Here is a 16,354-nt window from a genome sequence, read left to right as displayed (position 1 = left end):
TTGAAACAGGAATAATCCTGCGTAATAATTACTCACAGACATCAATTCTATTTCGTGACAACGACTATTTATCCACAATTTCTGTGGGTATCTCTGTGAATAGCCCCTTAGTACCTATGTATTATAATAGATATTGGCTCGTGTTATCGAATTAGACAATGTGTTTGTTTGCATATTCCGGGAATAAACTCATCGGTACGTATTTGTATCAGTTATTCTTGGAGCATAGCAACATTCATTATGCTTTGAACTGAGAGGATATAAAATCTCTCAGTTCAAGTGCATTCAGCTTTATCTTTTTTATGCTATTCATCTTTATAACAATAAATTTCAGTCCCATCACCATTCTCTGGTTTTAATATCAATGGAGTTTCTCCTGCAACATTAGATTTGTTTTTTAGACAGCGATAGCCGGAGAACGTGTAGTAGTAATCTCCCTCAGGCATCAAAGAGTCTTTTGCTGTTGTATATGTGTTTGCATCTTCATCTACTGTAATTGGAATGCTTTTCCATGAGTTCGTTTGTGTGTTAATTGTAGATTCTGCAAAAGAAGCTGTAGTAATAAATAGGGTTAACAGTGAACCTGTAATAATTTTTTTCATTTTATAACTCCTTGGCAAAATAGTAGCATTCTTGCTTTAACGAATGGGGTTGTATCTTTACTTTTTTAAATTTAAGAGCATTATAAAATTACAGAAGCCACCTGAAGGCGGTTTCGCATTAAATTCAATAGGCTTTAGCTGATATGGTCTACCTGCTAACTATAGTGAAACTACTTGATAAGTCAAATTTGGTTGGTTAATAATCGTTGTTTACTAATATTCAGAACATAGAATGGTTTGTGAACAAAAGGAATTAATTTCATCAAGAAGGCCAAATGCCAGAAGCTCTTCCATAGCAATTTATCTTCCAGACAGAAGTATATAATTACTGCATCCTCATTCTATGTGTAATTAATGGGCAAAAAGATTCAGAGACAGCACCGAGTGATCTACATGATGCAAGGAATTTCTTATATAAATAAGCTATATTAAAGAATAGTTCTATTATTGCTTGTGGTCGTTGGCAATCACGTCGGGGAGACAAATGGATACGGTGAATAAACCCTATAAGAGACTATGGCGCTCACGGACTAACAGAACAATTGCCGGGGTATGCGGTGGGCTAGGGGAGTATTTTAAAATTGATCCATTCTGGATTCGTGTTTTGTTTATTATCTTTTTTCTGGCGGGAGGTGCTGCTTTTCTTGCTTATGTGATTATATGGCTTTTGGTGCCTCTCGAGCCTTTGGACAAAGGAAAAGTAATGGCCAACAAGGAACCTCATTGATCTTTTCCTATGCGAGCTCCTTATGACACTGAATAAGTGGCTCCTAATCAGAGGTTTTTAATCAAATTGAAGTCAATGAGGTACATGCACTTTATCATTTAAAAGCCGGGCTTGTTCCCACTCAAAATCAACGTACTGTTCGATTAATTTTTTAATTTCTTTCTTTACGCCTTTTAGTGAATAATCCAGGGTGCTAAATTCCTGTGTGCAATCTGAATATTTAGCCTCACCTGTAGCAAGATACACTTTTAATTCATCTGAGAAATTAATCTCATAATTTATAAGAAAATTTTTATATCGGTATTCATACATGGAATTTCTCTCTTAAATTAATTTTATTCAGAAAATAATACATATCCCTAATTCACCATGCCTTGATTTGTATTCAATGAGTTTAGCCGGAATGCTGGTTTTTTCTGTGACGTATCAGTACCAAGCATTAATAAGGAAACCACAGAACCCATAAGATAATTAATTATTTTGATATTCATATGCAATTATTTACTTCCTTGTTTCTAACAATGCCGATAGATAATGAAAAATCGGCCTAAAATAAGCTTTGCAGCACATTTAAACGAATCGTAGTTACTTATTAAGTATAGTAAATGCTCTGTTAATGTCAATTATTAACTAAGAGTCATTTATTTGCTCTTGTTGAGCATTGAGATGCGTATAATGATGTCTTTAAGTTTAAATTAAATTCCATATGTGTTACCGTTGCTCAGTTTTGTGTTTAAGTGGAAACATTAAATGTTTAGTGATTTACCTATAGAATTAAAAAAACAAGTTTTAGATCTTCTTGACGCAAAAATTATCCCTGAGGCGTCTCTTGTCTCTCAAGAATGGCGAAAAATCATAATGGAACTGGCAGGTACTAGATATATGAAATACTACTTTGATGTATATGCTGAATACGATGTTGAGAGTATTCAATTACATCGAAGAACACACATAATTGCTTTTGTAACCGTTCTTGGCGTTGCCTATTGGTTTAAAGAACAGCCTTTAGCTTCATTTACTTTGCTATTGTCATTAATAAGTGCTGTAAATATATATATAATCATGGTTGAAAAACAAAGCTTTGTTCAAGAGTCTCTGCAACGTTACAGCTTTTTCAAAGCATTACAAGACGGGGCGCCTGTTGCTACAGATCATTCAGATGATGTAGATAGTTATAGTATGAGCTGACTTGCTCTGTTATCTGTTACGGCTCGCATTTTATAAATGCATCGGCTCGCAAGAAGAGCACAATATGGGCTCGAATTAAATGCGAATGAAACTAGTTTTAGGCTCAATTTAATTACGCCTATAGAAAATTTGACTCACATTAACTGCGATTAGCCCAGATTAATTGCGAATATAATCGTATGTTAGCAATTAATTTGGGTTTATTGTTGGTTAGTGGTAATTAAAGTGAACCACAATTAAATTATATCTGCATTTAATTTGGGCTACAAAGATGTGATGGTTGCGAGCAGATGCATTTATAAAAGCGAGCCGTAACAGTTATCCTGAACAGATATTTTACATGTTTGAGTTTAATTTTTTTAGACAAACTCCAATGCTGACGCGCTCACTTTATTGAATTAAACAAAACACTCGTTTTTGTTTTTTTTCCTTCCGTTCATTATCCTCCAAGGAGGGATTTACCTCTATCTCTGTAGACATGTGAAAAAACAGATGAGTATTTTCCTCTATAGAAGAGTTTTTTCTATTGGACATATAAGATTCCATGAGAATTCTATCTGTTATTTCTGTTGGTAATTTATTAAAAAGGCAATCTGGGTTCAATTGTTTGTCATTTTCTGTTTTTGCTCCTGATTTTATTAATCTCCATTTATGAGGAAAGCTATCATTAGCTTTCTTTTCATGCTCTAGGCTGGTTTTGAATGTAATTACAGACTTAAGAAAATTGTTGGGTATCTCTTTAATAGATTTAAAATTCAAGCAGAACCATAAGTTATTGTCTTTTTTTATCTGTTCACACAGATAAATATCAGTATCATGCGGATTAATATAGATAATAATGTTGGCTTTTTCGATGTAGTGGTCGTGGAAGCTTAAATTGTATCGCAGCTTGTTCATATTCCAAATTTCAAAGATATAAGAGTTGAGTTCAATCGTAATGAAATCTATTCCGTCTTTGGTGCTTCCTGGATAGTTATTAAGCGTCTCAATAAATGCGGAAACTTCTTCAGGTTCTCCTGTTATTGCTATTGTTATTGAGGTTCTACATGTTTTTTTTTGCATATTCCAACTTTATCTGACGTTATGATGTAAATAATTCATGTTAAGTTATTTATTATGATGGCACATGCAAATTTACATGTGCGAGGGCTTGTTTAACCATTCGGAAATGTATTTACTGGTATCATCAATCGTTCTAACTGCTTGATGATATAATTCATTGAATAATTCACGTTCCCCTGTTTTCCAGTAGCGTTCAAGATATTGACAGGCAAACTTCATTCGAGTTGTGCCTAGATACATTGCTCCGCTTTTGATTTTGTGAGCTATTTTTTCTACCTGAGGGTACTCTTTGTTTTCAAATGCATCTTTAATGCGTTCTTCTTCTTGGGGTATTTCCTGGCTAATCATTAACTTTAGTAGCTCTATCAATACATCATTATTTCCACAGTTTTTTAGAGCAACTTCTGGATCAAATAAGGGATACTGTTCTAGATTAAATAATTCACTGTAATTTTCTGGTAGTTCCTTTTTGGCAAGCATTACAGTCATTAATGTTTTGTCCTGTTTTATTGGGATAAACGTTTTTATGCTATCTATTGCTTGGGACTGAGTGAGTGGCTTGATGATTACTTCATCCATACCTGCTTCAATACAACGCTGCTTGTTATTATCTCCTGCATGACCTGTCAGAGCAATTATCGGGATATGCTGACTTGGTGGCGACAGGCCTCTAATTCGGCGAGTGACTTCAAAGCCATCCATGCCTTCTCCAAGCCCTATATCCATAAAAATTAGGTCGTACTCATTTAGAGTATACAGTTCTAAGGCTCTACTTCCATTGGAGGCAACATCAACTTGACAGGATAGGTTGGTTAACAAGGATTGAGCAATTGTTTGTGCGATGATATTGTCTTCAACAACAAGAATGCGGGCATTACTGGTGAGGTTTGCTGTATTGGCTGAAGGCAAAGGCGTTGTTTCTGAAGTAACATTAACTTCATCAAGCAGTTGCAGTAGCGTCTGACTTGAAGCTGCTAAATTCTCCGCATATTCTCTGAGCCGAGGGTCTCGAGATTCTGATTGCAATACTTCAGAAAAACCGGAAATGCTTGAAAGAGGGGCTTTGATGGCATGATACATATGAGACAAAGGTTCCGTCTTGGTTCTACTGGCTGATTCAGCTAATTTCTTTGCTAATCTGAGTTCCTCTTTCAATTGTTGGATTATATGGAGCTGCTTTTCACTAAGTATAGATAAATTGCTAAGCTCGGTTTCTTTTTCCAAAAGGAGCTGCTGAAGTTTATATAAGGTTTCTTTCGACATTTAACCACTGATTGAACTGGATGCTGTGGTAATTATAACTTAAATTGAACGATATAAAAGTGATATTGAATCTAGCAAGAGCACTGGATTTCACGGATAAACCGCGGAACGTATAAGTCAAGGATTTTTTCATGCGTAGCCTGCTTAAGATGACGCATGGCAATGACAAAGCTAAAGCTCGTGTGATATTCTTCAACATTGTGCGTTACCTTGATTAAGGTGTTAATTTAACGGGCATTATTTGTTGTTTACTTCCATACAACCTTTATAATTAGCGTGAAATTTGTAAAGCGATATATTTGTGAGATTATTTTGATGAGAAGAGTTAAATCCAGGCCTGATCCAACACCACAAAGAGCTGAAGTAGTAAATCTTAGCCATGATGGGAAAGGAGTGGCACGAATTGATGGTAAAGCGACCTTCATACCAGGAGCGTTACCCGATGAACTGGTTGAGTTTCAGTATACCAGGGTAAAAAAAGACTTTGATGAAGGCAAGCTGCTATCCATTATCGAGCCATCTCCTTTGAGAGTGGAACCTAAATGCCCACATTATCAAATATGTGGTGGGTGTTCTTTGCAACATATGAATGAACAAGAGCAAATCCATATGAAACAAGAACAGTTAGTGGATTTGTTAACTCGATTTGGGCATACTTCAGCGCAGTCTATTCTTCCCCCATTGACCAGTGCTCACTGGAACTATAGAAACAAAGCTCGATTAAGTGTTCGCTTTGTTGAGAAAAAACAATCAGCTCTGGTTGGGTTCAGAGAACGAAACAGTCCACGATACATTGCAGAAATAACTCAATGTCCTGTTTTAAATGCCAAAATTGATGCGGATATTATCCCGCTTAGAACATTGATTGCTGCAATGGAAGATAAACATTGTATCGCTCAGATCGAAGTTGCTGCGGGTGATGATGAAATAGCGTTAATTTTCAGGAACTTGAATCCGTTAAATGACCATGATAAACAGCTTCTTGAGCAATTCGCAGAGCAATACAAATACCGAATTTTCTTGCAGTCCGGAGGGCCAGATACTGTTCATTCATTCTATCCAGAACATTCTGGTGATTATTTAAGCTATCAATTACCTGACCAACAAATCACCTTTAAATTTCATCCTACGGATTTTACCCAGGTAAATACTGAGCTTAATCGAAAGATGGTTTCATTAGCTTTGGAGTTAATGGACTTAAAAAGTTCAGATAAAGTGCTAGACTTATTCTGTGGGCTCGGGAATTTTTCCTTACCTATGGCTAAATATTGCGAGCGTGTTGTCGGTGTCGAAGGCAGTAAAAACATGGTCGAGCGCGCTTATATGAATGCCGAAGCAAATGGTCTTCGTAATGTAGATTTTTATGCGGCAAATTTAGATGATGTAGCGGAAGTAAGTAATTTGGTGCAACAATCATTCAATAAAGTTTTAATTGACCCTCCAAGATCTGGCGCTCTGGAAATTGTGAATCAGATTGATGCAATTAATCCTGAGCGTATTGTATATGTATCATGTAATCCCGTAACATTAGCCCGAGATACCGATATACTTGTGAATCAAAAAGGTTATGTTTTGATTAAAGCCGGTGTTATGGATATGTTTCCCCACACGGCGCATGTTGAGTCTATAGCCTTGTTTGAAAAAGGATAATTTTCATGGTTAGAGTAAAAGATACTACCCCTTTGTTAGCTGATGGAAGCATCGATGTTGAAATGTGGCTTCACCAGCTGAGTTCTAAAGGTTATTTGGAAAGTCTTGAGCTCATTCGTAGTGCCTGCACTTTGAGTCAACTTGCAGGGCAGGAGCATGCGACAGAGACGGGACAGTCTTGTTTGCAGCAAGGCTTGTCTATGGCTGATTTGCTTGCCGATTTGGAGGTCGATCAGGAAACCCTGGCTGCCGCGATTATTTTTGAAAACGTTCATTATGCTGATCTGTCTATTGATGATGTAGAAGAGCAATTGGGACATAATATTGCCAAATTGGTCAAGGGCATAGAAAAAATGAGTGCAATGAATAATTTTCAAGCACTTAATAAATACCCGCAAAACAAAAACCAGATTGATAATATCCGCAAAATGTTATTGGCGATGGTGGATGATGTTCGCGTCGTACTGATTAAATTAGCCGAGCGTTTATGTGTTTTAAGAACAGCCGGCCATTTATCTGAAACTGTACGAAAGCAATTGGCTACAGAGGCAATGGAAATTTACGCTCCTTTAGCTAATCGATTAGGGATAGGAGCAATCAAATGGGAAATGGAAGATCATGCATTTCGGCATTTACACCCTGATGATTATAAATCGATAGCCAAAGGTCTTAAAGCAAAACGCCTCGACAGAGATAATTTTGTGAACGCGATAGTCGAGCAGCTCAACCATCAGATTAAGGCTACAGGAGCTCATCATTTTGCGGTCTATGGTCGCTCAAAGCACATTCACAGTATTTATAAAAAAATGCAGCGCAAAAATGTCTCATTGGATGAGATCTATGATGCGACTGCTGTTCGAATACTCGTTGATACCGAAGCCCAATGTTATGAAGTATTAGGTATGGTCCATACCTTATGGAAGCAAATCCCTGCTGAATTTGATGATTACATTTTCAATCCCAAACCAAATGGTTATCAATCGCTGCATACTGCTGTCGAAGGACCAGAAGGGCGAGCATTTGAAGTGCAAATCAGAACCTTTCACATGCATGATTTAGCCGAAATGGGAGTTGCCGCCCATTGGAAGTACAAAGAGGGGGGAGTGCAACGAAAAGAGAGCCATGAACGTAAAATTGAATGGCTTCGAGATGTATTGTCCTGGCATCAGGAAATGGCTACTAATAAAGGGGTGGCTGAAAATATAGCTACTGAATTTTTGGAAGATCGAGTTTATGTCTTTACTCCTGATGGAGATGTACTGGATTTGCAACAAGGAGTTACACCTCTGGATTTTGCTTATCATGTGCACAGTAATCTGGGGCATCGATGCCGCGGAGCCAAGATCAATGGTCATATTGTTCCTCTGACTTATCAATTGAAGACAGGAGATAAAGTAGAGATTCTGGCGGGTAAGGAAATTAAACCCTCCAGAGATTGGATAAATCCTCATTTGAATTATTTGAAAACCGCTCGAGCCAAAGCCAAGGTGTTACATTGGTTTAAAATGCAGGATTACGATGATAACGTACATGATGGACGTGAGTTATTAGATAAAGAATTAAAATCTTTAGGGATCAAATCGGACAAATTAAATGATGTTGCTGTAGCCCTTCACTTTAAAAAAACAGACGATCTTTATGCCAGCCTGGGACGTGGTGATATAAAAATAGGTCAAATCATCAATCGCTTGACACCGCCTGAAACCACTGAACAAAATCTGCTTAAATTTGCCAAACCACAACAGAAGCCAGAAGTCACTGGGAGTGATTTACGTATCGAGGGTGTTGGCAATCTGCTCACCTTTATGGCCAGATGCTGCCAACCGGTTCCTGGCGATGAAGTTATGGGATACATAACCATTGGGAGAGGAGTTTCTATTCATAGAAAAGATTGTCCGAATATCATTCATGCGAGTGAGAAACAGAAACAACGCTTTTTACAGGTAACCTGGGGAACCTCTACCCGTGAAAATTATGTGGTGGATGTGCTGATCAAAGCTTTTGATCGTTCAGAGTTGTTAAAGGATGTGACCTCTTTATTGTCTAATGAAAAGGCTCATGTTTTTTCTTTGCAAACGAATACTAACAAACATGACAATACCGCCTATATCACCTTGACTGTAGAAATTGATGGGTTAAACAGCTTGTCCAGGCTATTGGCAAAACTGGAACAAATCCCCAATGTTTTGGAAGCAAGACGACAAACTTAGAATCAGTTTATTGAACAATAAACGTTACTCGAGGCATGTAAATCTCTCCTATGATAAATTCCATGCTCATGCATTGCTTGGCGGAGAGTAATACCTTTAGTAGGGTCATAGTTAGTAAAGACCAATAATTTGTTCTCTCTCCATTAATGCTTGTTATTTTTTTGTTCAAAATAGTACAATTTGTAACCATAATGGGCTTGGTGAGATATTAAGATGAAAAAACTACATAATGCACATTTAACCGGGACAGCTGATATCATTCATAATCATGGTTTGTCTGATACAGTATGATTAAATGAGTACCCCAGTTATAATATGAGACAAATGTTTTTTAAGCCTTATAAATCAAAAGAAGAATTCATGTTTTGTGTGCGAAATACATTACAACCTGCAGCTATTCTGGCGGTAATGTCTTCTCTTGTGTTTTCTGCGCCTATAGGAGGAGCTCTCATGTGTGGTGTCGCTATTGCTGGTTGTGTGCTCCTTGGTGGTGTTGAGGATCCTTCATTAAGCATCAATCTTACTGAGGAAATAGCTACGCGCACGTTACAAGCAGCAATTAATTTGATTTTATTTCCAGTAACACTAATAACGCTAATTACCCGTAGCATATCAACAATAGCGTCGTTCACAATGGGTGAAGATGAACCATCGATGCCTGAAGAACCTAAAATTATCCCGGAATTGCGTCTGATTCCATGAAGTCATAACATTTATTCCGTATATGAGGGTAATTCTTGCGTTACTCTGTTCGTTATTTTAGTATAGTTTATTTAAAATGAACAGGTTCCTCCTCATTATCATTAAAAGATACTAAATAATAATCCCAGCTACAACCTGTCGATGTTCACTCAATAATACATTATAAGTACGACACGCTGCGCCGATTGACATGCATTCAATACCAATTCTTTGTTTAGATAAATGGCTGATAATTGAAAAGGGTGGGAACTTACCTGTATTCTCATGACCGATAATGATAATTTCAGGAGTTGATTTCAAGAGTAAGTTTAAATATTCGTCATTCATATTCTGAATATTATTTATTGCAACATCAGTAATGATTTCTTCTCTTGAAACAATTAAACTACCTTCATAAATGATGGAATTTATCTGAATCTTGTTATCGCCGTATGCCTGAATCGCGTGTTGTTCTGCGGCTTCTAAATTGATATTCATGGTTTTAGGTATTTCATTGGGTTATAGTGGCTAACAGTATATCACAGAGGTCAATATTATGAGTCAATTTCCACGTATCAAACGCTTGCCCCCCTATGTTTTTAATACTCTAAATCAACTAAAAACAGAAGCACGAGCACGTGGAGACGATATTATTGATTTTGGCATGGGCAATCCTGATCAACCTACGCCACCTCATATTGTTAACAAGCTCATCGAAGCAGTGCAGCGTCCTGATACTCATCGTTACTCCATGTCGAAAGGGATACCACGATTAAGACGTGCAATGGCTCAATGGTACCAGCGTAATTATGACGTGCATTTGAATAGTGAAACGCAAATATTGGCGACAATCGGTTCAAAAGAAGGGCTAGCCCATTTGGCATTGGCGATTAGCGGGCCTGGCGATACGATTTTAGTGCCTGATCCTGCTTACCCGATTCATACTTATGGATTCATTATCGCAGGGGCCAACGTCAAGCAAATTCCTTTGATCAATGAAACACAGTTTTTAGAAGCTGTTGAAGAGACGATTAATAGCAGCTGGCCAAAACCTAAGGCATTGGTTATTAATTTTCCGTCTAACCCAAGCACTCATTGTGTTGAGTATTCGTTTTTTGAACGAGTTGTCGGTTTGGCGAAACGCAATAATATTTGGGTTATTCATGATTTGGCTTATGCTGATATTGTGTTTGATGGCTATAAGGCACCTTCGATATTGCAGGTTCCAGGAGCCATCGATATCGCTATTGAAACCTATTCCATGTCTAAATCATATAATATGCCAGGCTGGAGAGTTGGATTTGCTTGTGGTAACGAAGAACTTGTTTCTGCTTTGACGCGAATCAAATCGTATCTGGATTATGGCACCTTTACCCCGATCCAGGTCGCGGCAATTACTGCTCTGGAGGGGCCTGATGATTGTGTCAAAGAGATTAGAGATCTCTATGAAAAGCGACGAAATCTTCTGTGTGATGGGTTAAATGAACTCGGTTGGACAGTGGAGAGGCCTAAAGCGACCATGTTTGTCTGGGCACCAATTCCTCCTCATTATTTATCCATGGGATCCTTGGAGTTTAGTAAATATTTATTAAAAGATGCTCATGTGGCTGTATCTCCAGGAATTGGGTTTGGTCAGCAAGGCGATGGCTTTGTTCGATTTGGCCTCATAGAAAATAAAGACCGTACGCGTCAGGCTTTAAGAAATCTGAAGGCATTATTTAAGCGAGATGGAATACTGAAGGCTGTTTAGTATGAATGTTGTAATTAATTCTGAATGTGCTGCAATACCTGGTGATGTTACCTTATTAACATCAGAAAAGAATGTGGCCCTTAATTTGTTGTTTAGCCTTGGTTATGACCCTCTTAATCCTCCATTGGGTGATTTGTTACGAACAATTCACCACCTTGAAGGAAATTGGGTCGTTCTGAGTCCGGTTCGGTGGCAGGCAACTCATAATGATGCCATGATCATTGCTACAGATAATGAGTTACAACTGAGTGAACAAGAGTCCAGACACTGGTTTAAATTACTCAGCGATTATCTGTCTGATGATGGTATGATGCTTTATTATCATGATAAACATACCTGGTTATTAGAGGTGACTAATAAGCCTTATCTGAATGCTCGCCCTGTTCACAGGATAATGAATCATTCACTCATGCCTGAATTAGCTCAATTGGATTCTACAATGTTTTGGCAAAAGTTTTTTACTGAATGCCAGATGTTTTTTGCTTCACAACCCAATGCAATGAAGGTAAACGGTATTTGGGCTTGGGGGGCAGGAACGTTAGTAGAGAAAAGGACAGTACCCATTTGTAGCGATGAGTGCTATGTTTTTCTTGCTAGCATTTGTTCTAACAAGGTTACGGTTTACAATTCGTTAATACGTCTTGAAGATTATCCGATCATTCTTCTTAACGAGTTTACTACGTTAAGCACAGAGCACCAGCACGAATTATTAAAAAGCTCAGTTCATTGGTTTTGGAATGACTCCGCCTACGCATATGTCCGCCCTAATTGGTTTACCAGAATTTGGAGAAAGTTCTCTCATGCTCATTAAACAACGTCCAATACCTACACATACTTTAAATCTTCCTGAGGTACCAGAGGTTCTAAAACGCATTTATGCGTCTCGTGGCATTGTTGATGCAGCTCAATTGGACAAGCAACTACAAACCCTACTTCCATTTACCTTGTTAAAAGGGATTAAAGAGGCGTGCATTCGGTTAGAAACGGCATTGCGTATGCAGCAGCGTATTCTAATTATTGGTGATTTTGATGCAGATGGGGCAACCTCTACTGCTGTTGCGATTACTGCATTAAAAGCTATGGGCGCGAAGCACGTTGAGTATCTGGTGCCTAACCGTTTTGAATTTGGCTATGGGTTAACTCCTGCGATAGTTGAAGTGGCTAGCAAATGGCAGCCTCATTTAATTATCACTGTAGATAATGGCATTGCAAGTTTTGATGGGGTTGAAACAGCAAATAATCTGGGGATTGATGTATTGATTACGGATCATCATTTACCTGCCGAAACCATCCCCAATGCCTGTGCAATAGTTAATCCTAATCAAGAAGGATGTACTTTTCCAAGCAAGTCTATAGCGGGAGTTGGTGTTATTTTCTACGTAATGCTTGCTTTAAGACGGCATTTAATTAACGCGAACTGGTTTCGTGACACAAACATCGCAGAACCGAATATGGCCAGTTTTCTGGATTTAGTTGCCTTGGGAACGGTCGCTGATGTGGTGGGGTTGGATCAAAATAATAGAATCATGGTCAATCAAGGCATGGCTCGTATACGCCAGGGACAATGCCGCGAAGGAATTAAAGCGTTAATTGAGGTTTCAGGAAGAGAATGTTCCAGGCTTCGAGAAGCCGATTTGGGATTTGCTATAGCTCCAAGATTAAATGCGGCAGGACGATTGGATGATATGGCGCTAGGTATCGAATGTTTAATCACATCAGATCCACAACAAGCGCGAAATTATTGCACCCAGTTAGATGAGTTGAATCAAGAACGCAAACAAATTGAAATGGAGATGAAAGAGCAGGCTATGCTTGCCTTGGATAAATTGTCTCTTAATCCAGATAAAGACAATCATTTACCAATTGCATTGTGCCTGTTTGATAAAACCTGGCACCAGGGCGTGATTGGAATTCTGGCTGGAAGAATGAAAGAGCGCTATCATCGGCCGGTGATTGCCTTTGCCTGGGTCAGTGACGATGAATTAAAAGGTTCTGCGCGTTCTGTCCCTGATTTGAATATACGAGATGTGTTGGCTGCTGTTGATAAAGATCATCCAGGATTAATTACGAAATTTGGTGGCCATGCCATGGCGGCTGGATTAAGTATTAAGCCAGAATTTTTGGATACATTTCGTAAGGCACTAACTGATGAAGTCAATAAACATCTGAGCTTGTCGCAATGTGAAGGGGAACTGTTAACTGATGGTCCATTGTTACCTGGCGAATTTTCCTTGGAAACGACACAGTTGATTCAGCAAGCCGGCCCCTGGGGACAACAATTTGTTGAGCCGGTATTTGACAATGTATTTGAAATTCTTGATCAGCGCATTGTAGGAAAAAATCATTTGAAAATGACTTTGGCACTGCCCAAAAGCACAGTGCAGGTTGACGCGATTGCCTTTAATATTGATTTAAAAGCTTGGCCTAACCATCGAGCCAAAAGCATTCATGCTGCCTATAAGCTGGATGTTAATTTCTTTATGGGGAAATCCAGGTTGCAGCTGTTAGTTCAGGCAATGAATTTAATGAGTCCGGAGGAACGTCGAAGAGATTAAATTTTGCGCAAACTACTGGTCTTGAGATATAATTCCCATGGATTAGTACTATGAATATGTTTTTAATTTTATATATGGTGATACTTCTTGTCTTCTAAATTATCAATTGCTCCTATGATCGATTGGACCTACAGTCATTTTCGTGTCCTGATGCGCATGCTCGCACCTCATGCACTTTTATACACTGAAATGCAGACCACTGGTGCAATTGTCAATAATCCTGCACGAGCTCTTTATTATACTGACGTTGAGCACCCAATTGCTCTGCAATTAGGTGGTTCAGATGCTCTGGCTTTAGCCGCATGTGCAAAGAAAGCGGAGAAAGATGGGTATGATGAAGTTAACCTTAATCTGGGATGCCCAAGTGACAAGGTTCAGGCTGGTCGATTTGGCGCGTGCCTGATGAATGAACCACAGCAGGTGGTTGATTGTATTCGAGCGATGAAGCAGGCCGTGAGTATTCCTGTTACAGCGAAAACAAGAATAGGTGTTGATAACCAGGACAGTTATGCATTTTTTAGTGACTTTGCTCATCGCCTTGTTGAGGCGGGTAGCGATAAATTAATTGTTCATGCACGAAAAGCCTGGTTAAATGGATTGAACCCAAAGCAAAATAGAACTATACCTCCGGTGAATTATGATTATGTTTATCAGATTAAACAGGAGCTTCCGCAGATCCCGGTAATTATTAACGGTAATGTTTTATCAATTGATGAGATCACCAAACATCTTAATTATGTTGATGGAGTGATGCTAGGGCGCTTGGCATGCGATAATCCCTATCGAATTGCTGAGATACATCATGCTTTATATCCTGAATCAATGTTAATTAAGCGCAGTCAGTTGTTTGCTCTTTATCTGGATTATTTAATTGCGGAGTTCAGTAAAGGCATTCCTTTGAGTTTATTGGTAAAACCAATCTTTGGATTAGCGCATGGATTACCAGGAGCAAGTCAGTGGAAACAAAAATTAATGCACGTACTACAATCAAAAAATACAGATCTTTTTTCTGAATTGACTCATTATTTACAAGACATAGAGTCGATCAAGGACTATGAAACCCTATGAGCAATGCACTACTTACCGTTGTATTATTAGTTCTTTCAAACACCTTTATGACTTTTGCCTGGTATGGGCATTTGAAATCATTTACAAACAAACCCCTCTTAATGGTTGTATTGATTAGTTGGGGAATTGCTTTTTTTGAATATTTATTACAAATACCAGCGAACAGGATTGGTTATACAGAAGCAAATTTTAACTTATCTCAATTGAAATTTATGCAGGAAGCTATTTCCTTGTCCGTTTTTGTTCCTTTTGCCATGTTGTATATGGGACAAAAAATTACCTTAAATTATCTTTGGGCTGGTTTTTGTTTGCTTGGCGCTGTGTATTTTATATTTAAGCCCACATAACGGGCATTTTGAACAAATGATGAAAGGATACATTATCAAGTTTGTACTTATGCCTCCTAAAAGTTGATTTAACTGTAATTAATCATGTAAATATCATGTATTCGTGGCATTTTATACTATTTTCTAGTACATTAATGAGTTTGTTATTTAGAACATCCAGAGGATTATCCAGGCCATGCTGAATACGTTGATTAAGAAAATGTTTGGAAGCCGAAATGAGCGTACATTACGGCGTATGGAAAAGGCAGTATTGGCCGTTAATGCGTTTGAATCGCAGATGAAAGCGTTAACTGATGCTGAATTGGCAGCCAAAACAGAACAGTTCAGAGCTCGTTTTAAAGACGGAGAAAGTCTTGATGAGTTACTTGCTGAAGCCTTTGCGACAGTCAGAGAAGTTTCTCTTCGTACTTTAGGACTTCGTCATTTTGATGTGCAGTTAATTGGCGGTATGGTTCTTCACGAAGGGAATATTGCTGAGATGCGTACCGGGGAAGGTAAAACTCTGGTTGCTACTTTGCCTGCCTATCTGAATGCTATTAGTGGACGTGGCGTGCACGTGGTGACGGTGAATGATTATCTTGCCAAACGTGATAGCCAATGGATGAAGCCTATATTTGAGTTTTTAGGGCTGACCGTAGGTGTTATTTACCCAGATATGTCCCCGAGTGAAAAACGAGCTGCTTATCAAACTGATATTGTTTATGGGACGAATAATGAATATGGTTTTGATTATTTGCGGGATAACATGGCATTCAGTCTTGCAGATAAAGTTCAACGTGAATTGAATTTTGCTATCGTCGACGAAGTCGATTCTATTTTAATCGATGAAGCACGAACTCCCTTGATTATTTCTGGTGCTGCTGAAGACAGTTCCGAACTGTATATTAAAATTAACAAATTGATCCCCTTGCTGAAAAAACAGGAAGAAGAAGGCGATCAAGGGCATTTTACCATAGATGAGAAACAGAAGCAGGCTCATCTGACTGATGCAGGACATCAGTATATAGAAGAGTTGCTCACCAATGCTAATTTACTTACTTCTGGTGAAAGTCTGTATCATGCTAGCAATATCATGTTGATGCATCATGTTAATGCTGCTTTAAAAGCACATGCGATGTTTCATCGTGATGTTGACTATATAGTTAAAGACAATCAGGTCATTATCGTTGATGAGCATACTGGACGTACCATGCCAGGTCGACGTTGGTCTGAGGGCTTGCATCAGGCTGTTGAAGCTAAAGAAGGCACCGC

17 protein-coding genes are annotated in these 16,354 nt (G+C 38.5%); 11 read left to right on the top strand and 6 right to left on the bottom strand.

Translation table 11 applies throughout. The features are described 5' to 3' along the window. Window positions 1-305: 305 nt before the first annotated feature. Window positions 306-602 carry a hypothetical protein gene (locus Q0495_RS09260; RefSeq protein ID WP_298625256.1) on the bottom strand — a complete coding sequence of 99 codons (297 nt, stop codon included), beginning with the start codon at window positions 600-602 and terminating at the stop codon, window positions 306-308. Between the two features lie 484 nt (window positions 603-1,086). Between Q0495_RS09260 and Q0495_RS09255 the strand changes: the two genes are divergently transcribed. Continuing rightward, complete coding sequence (locus tag Q0495_RS09255; protein WP_298625253.1) at window positions 1,087-1,329, top strand: PspC domain-containing protein; 243 nt, start codon at window positions 1,087-1,089, stop codon at window positions 1,327-1,329. A gap of 72 nt (window positions 1,330-1,401) precedes the next feature. On the opposite strand, the gene Q0495_RS09250 is transcribed toward Q0495_RS09255, so the two are convergent. Both Q0495_RS09250 and Q0495_RS09245 read right to left on the bottom strand, forming a co-directional pair. Then, a complete protein-coding gene (locus Q0495_RS09250) occupies window positions 1,402-1,641 on the bottom strand; it encodes a hypothetical protein (protein ID WP_298625251.1) in 240 nt (79 codons plus the stop codon). A 47-nt stretch (window positions 1,642-1,688) separates the two neighbouring features. Further along, window positions 1,689-1,820, bottom strand: a complete 132-nt coding sequence (locus Q0495_RS09245; protein WP_298625249.1) for a hypothetical protein — start codon at window positions 1,818-1,820, stop codon at window positions 1,689-1,691. Between the two features lie 259 nt (window positions 1,821-2,079). Here Q0495_RS09245 and Q0495_RS09240 point away from each other — a divergent pair, with 259 nt between their 5' ends. Next, window positions 2,080-2,517 (top strand): F-box protein, encoded by a 438-nt coding sequence (locus Q0495_RS09240; RefSeq protein WP_298625248.1) that lies wholly within the window; start codon window positions 2,080-2,082, stop codon window positions 2,515-2,517. Window positions 2,518-2,907: 390 nt separating this feature from the next. On the opposite strand, the gene Q0495_RS09235 is transcribed toward Q0495_RS09240, so the two are convergent. Both Q0495_RS09235 and Q0495_RS09230 read right to left on the bottom strand, forming a co-directional pair. Continuing rightward, on the bottom strand, window positions 2,908-3,579 hold the full coding sequence (locus tag Q0495_RS09235; protein ID WP_298625246.1) for a hypothetical protein: 672 nt from the start codon (window positions 3,577-3,579) through the stop codon (window positions 2,908-2,910). Window positions 3,580-3,651: 72 nt separating this feature from the next. Continuing rightward, entirely contained in the window at window positions 3,652-4,842 is a 1,191-nt protein-coding gene (locus tag Q0495_RS09230; protein WP_298625244.1) for a response regulator, read from the bottom strand. 315 nt (window positions 4,843-5,157) lie between these two features. Here Q0495_RS09230 and rlmD point away from each other — a divergent pair, with 315 nt between their 5' ends. The 3 genes from rlmD (at window position 5,158) to Q0495_RS09215 (ending at window position 9,404) form a co-directional block, all read left to right on the top strand. Next, complete coding sequence (rlmD, locus tag Q0495_RS09225; RefSeq protein ID WP_298625242.1) at window positions 5,158-6,492, top strand: 23S rRNA (uracil(1939)-C(5))-methyltransferase RlmD; 1,335 nt, start codon at window positions 5,158-5,160, stop codon at window positions 6,490-6,492. Between the two features lie 5 nt (window positions 6,493-6,497). Continuing rightward, window positions 6,498-8,702, top strand: a complete 2,205-nt coding sequence (relA, locus tag Q0495_RS09220; RefSeq protein ID WP_298625241.1) for a GTP diphosphokinase — start codon at window positions 6,498-6,500, stop codon at window positions 8,700-8,702. 324 nt (window positions 8,703-9,026) lie between these two features. Next, window positions 9,027-9,404, top strand: coding sequence for a hypothetical protein (locus tag Q0495_RS09215; RefSeq protein WP_298625239.1), 378 nt, complete (start codon window positions 9,027-9,029; stop codon window positions 9,402-9,404). A gap of 111 nt (window positions 9,405-9,515) precedes the next feature. On the opposite strand, the gene Q0495_RS09210 is transcribed toward Q0495_RS09215, so the two are convergent. Continuing rightward, entirely contained in the window at window positions 9,516-9,881 is a 366-nt protein-coding gene (locus Q0495_RS09210) for an Mth938-like domain-containing protein (protein WP_298625237.1), read from the bottom strand. Window positions 9,882-9,939: 58 nt separating this feature from the next. Here Q0495_RS09210 and alaC point away from each other — a divergent pair, with 58 nt between their 5' ends. The 6 genes from alaC to Q0495_RS09180 all read left to right on the top strand — a co-directional run. Beyond that, window positions 9,940-11,133, top strand: a complete 1,194-nt coding sequence (gene alaC, locus Q0495_RS09205; protein ID WP_298625235.1) for an alanine transaminase — start codon at window positions 9,940-9,942, stop codon at window positions 11,131-11,133. Between the two features lies 1 nt (window position 11,134). Next, window positions 11,135-11,944: a hypothetical protein gene (locus Q0495_RS09200; protein WP_298625233.1), complete on the top strand. Its 810-nt coding sequence runs from the start codon at window positions 11,135-11,137 to the stop codon at window positions 11,942-11,944. Then, window positions 11,934-13,688 (top strand): single-stranded-DNA-specific exonuclease RecJ, encoded by a 1,755-nt coding sequence (gene recJ / locus Q0495_RS09195; RefSeq protein ID WP_298625231.1) that lies wholly within the window; start codon window positions 11,934-11,936, stop codon window positions 13,686-13,688. Before Q0495_RS09200 ends, recJ begins: the two co-directional genes overlap by 11 nt. A gap of 87 nt (window positions 13,689-13,775) precedes the next feature. Further along, the gene (gene dusA / locus Q0495_RS09190; protein WP_298625230.1) at window positions 13,776-14,756 is read left to right on the top strand and encodes a tRNA dihydrouridine(20/20a) synthase DusA; all 981 of its coding nucleotides are present in this window, start codon (window positions 13,776-13,778) and stop codon (window positions 14,754-14,756) included. Further along, entirely contained in the window at window positions 14,753-15,103 is a 351-nt protein-coding gene (locus Q0495_RS09185; protein WP_298625228.1) for a DMT family protein, read from the top strand. Before dusA ends, Q0495_RS09185 begins: the two co-directional genes overlap by 4 nt. Window positions 15,104-15,278: 175 nt before the next feature. Continuing rightward, a partial coding sequence (locus Q0495_RS09180; RefSeq protein WP_367274405.1) for a DEAD/DEAH box helicase occupies window positions 15,279-16,354 on the top strand: 1,076 nt, incomplete at its 3' end.

This window comes from uncultured Legionella sp. (assembly GCF_937871865.1).
Lineage (GTDB): Bacteria > Pseudomonadota > Gammaproteobacteria > Legionellales > Legionellaceae > Legionella.
This window is presented reverse-complemented; position numbering and strand designations above follow the sequence as displayed.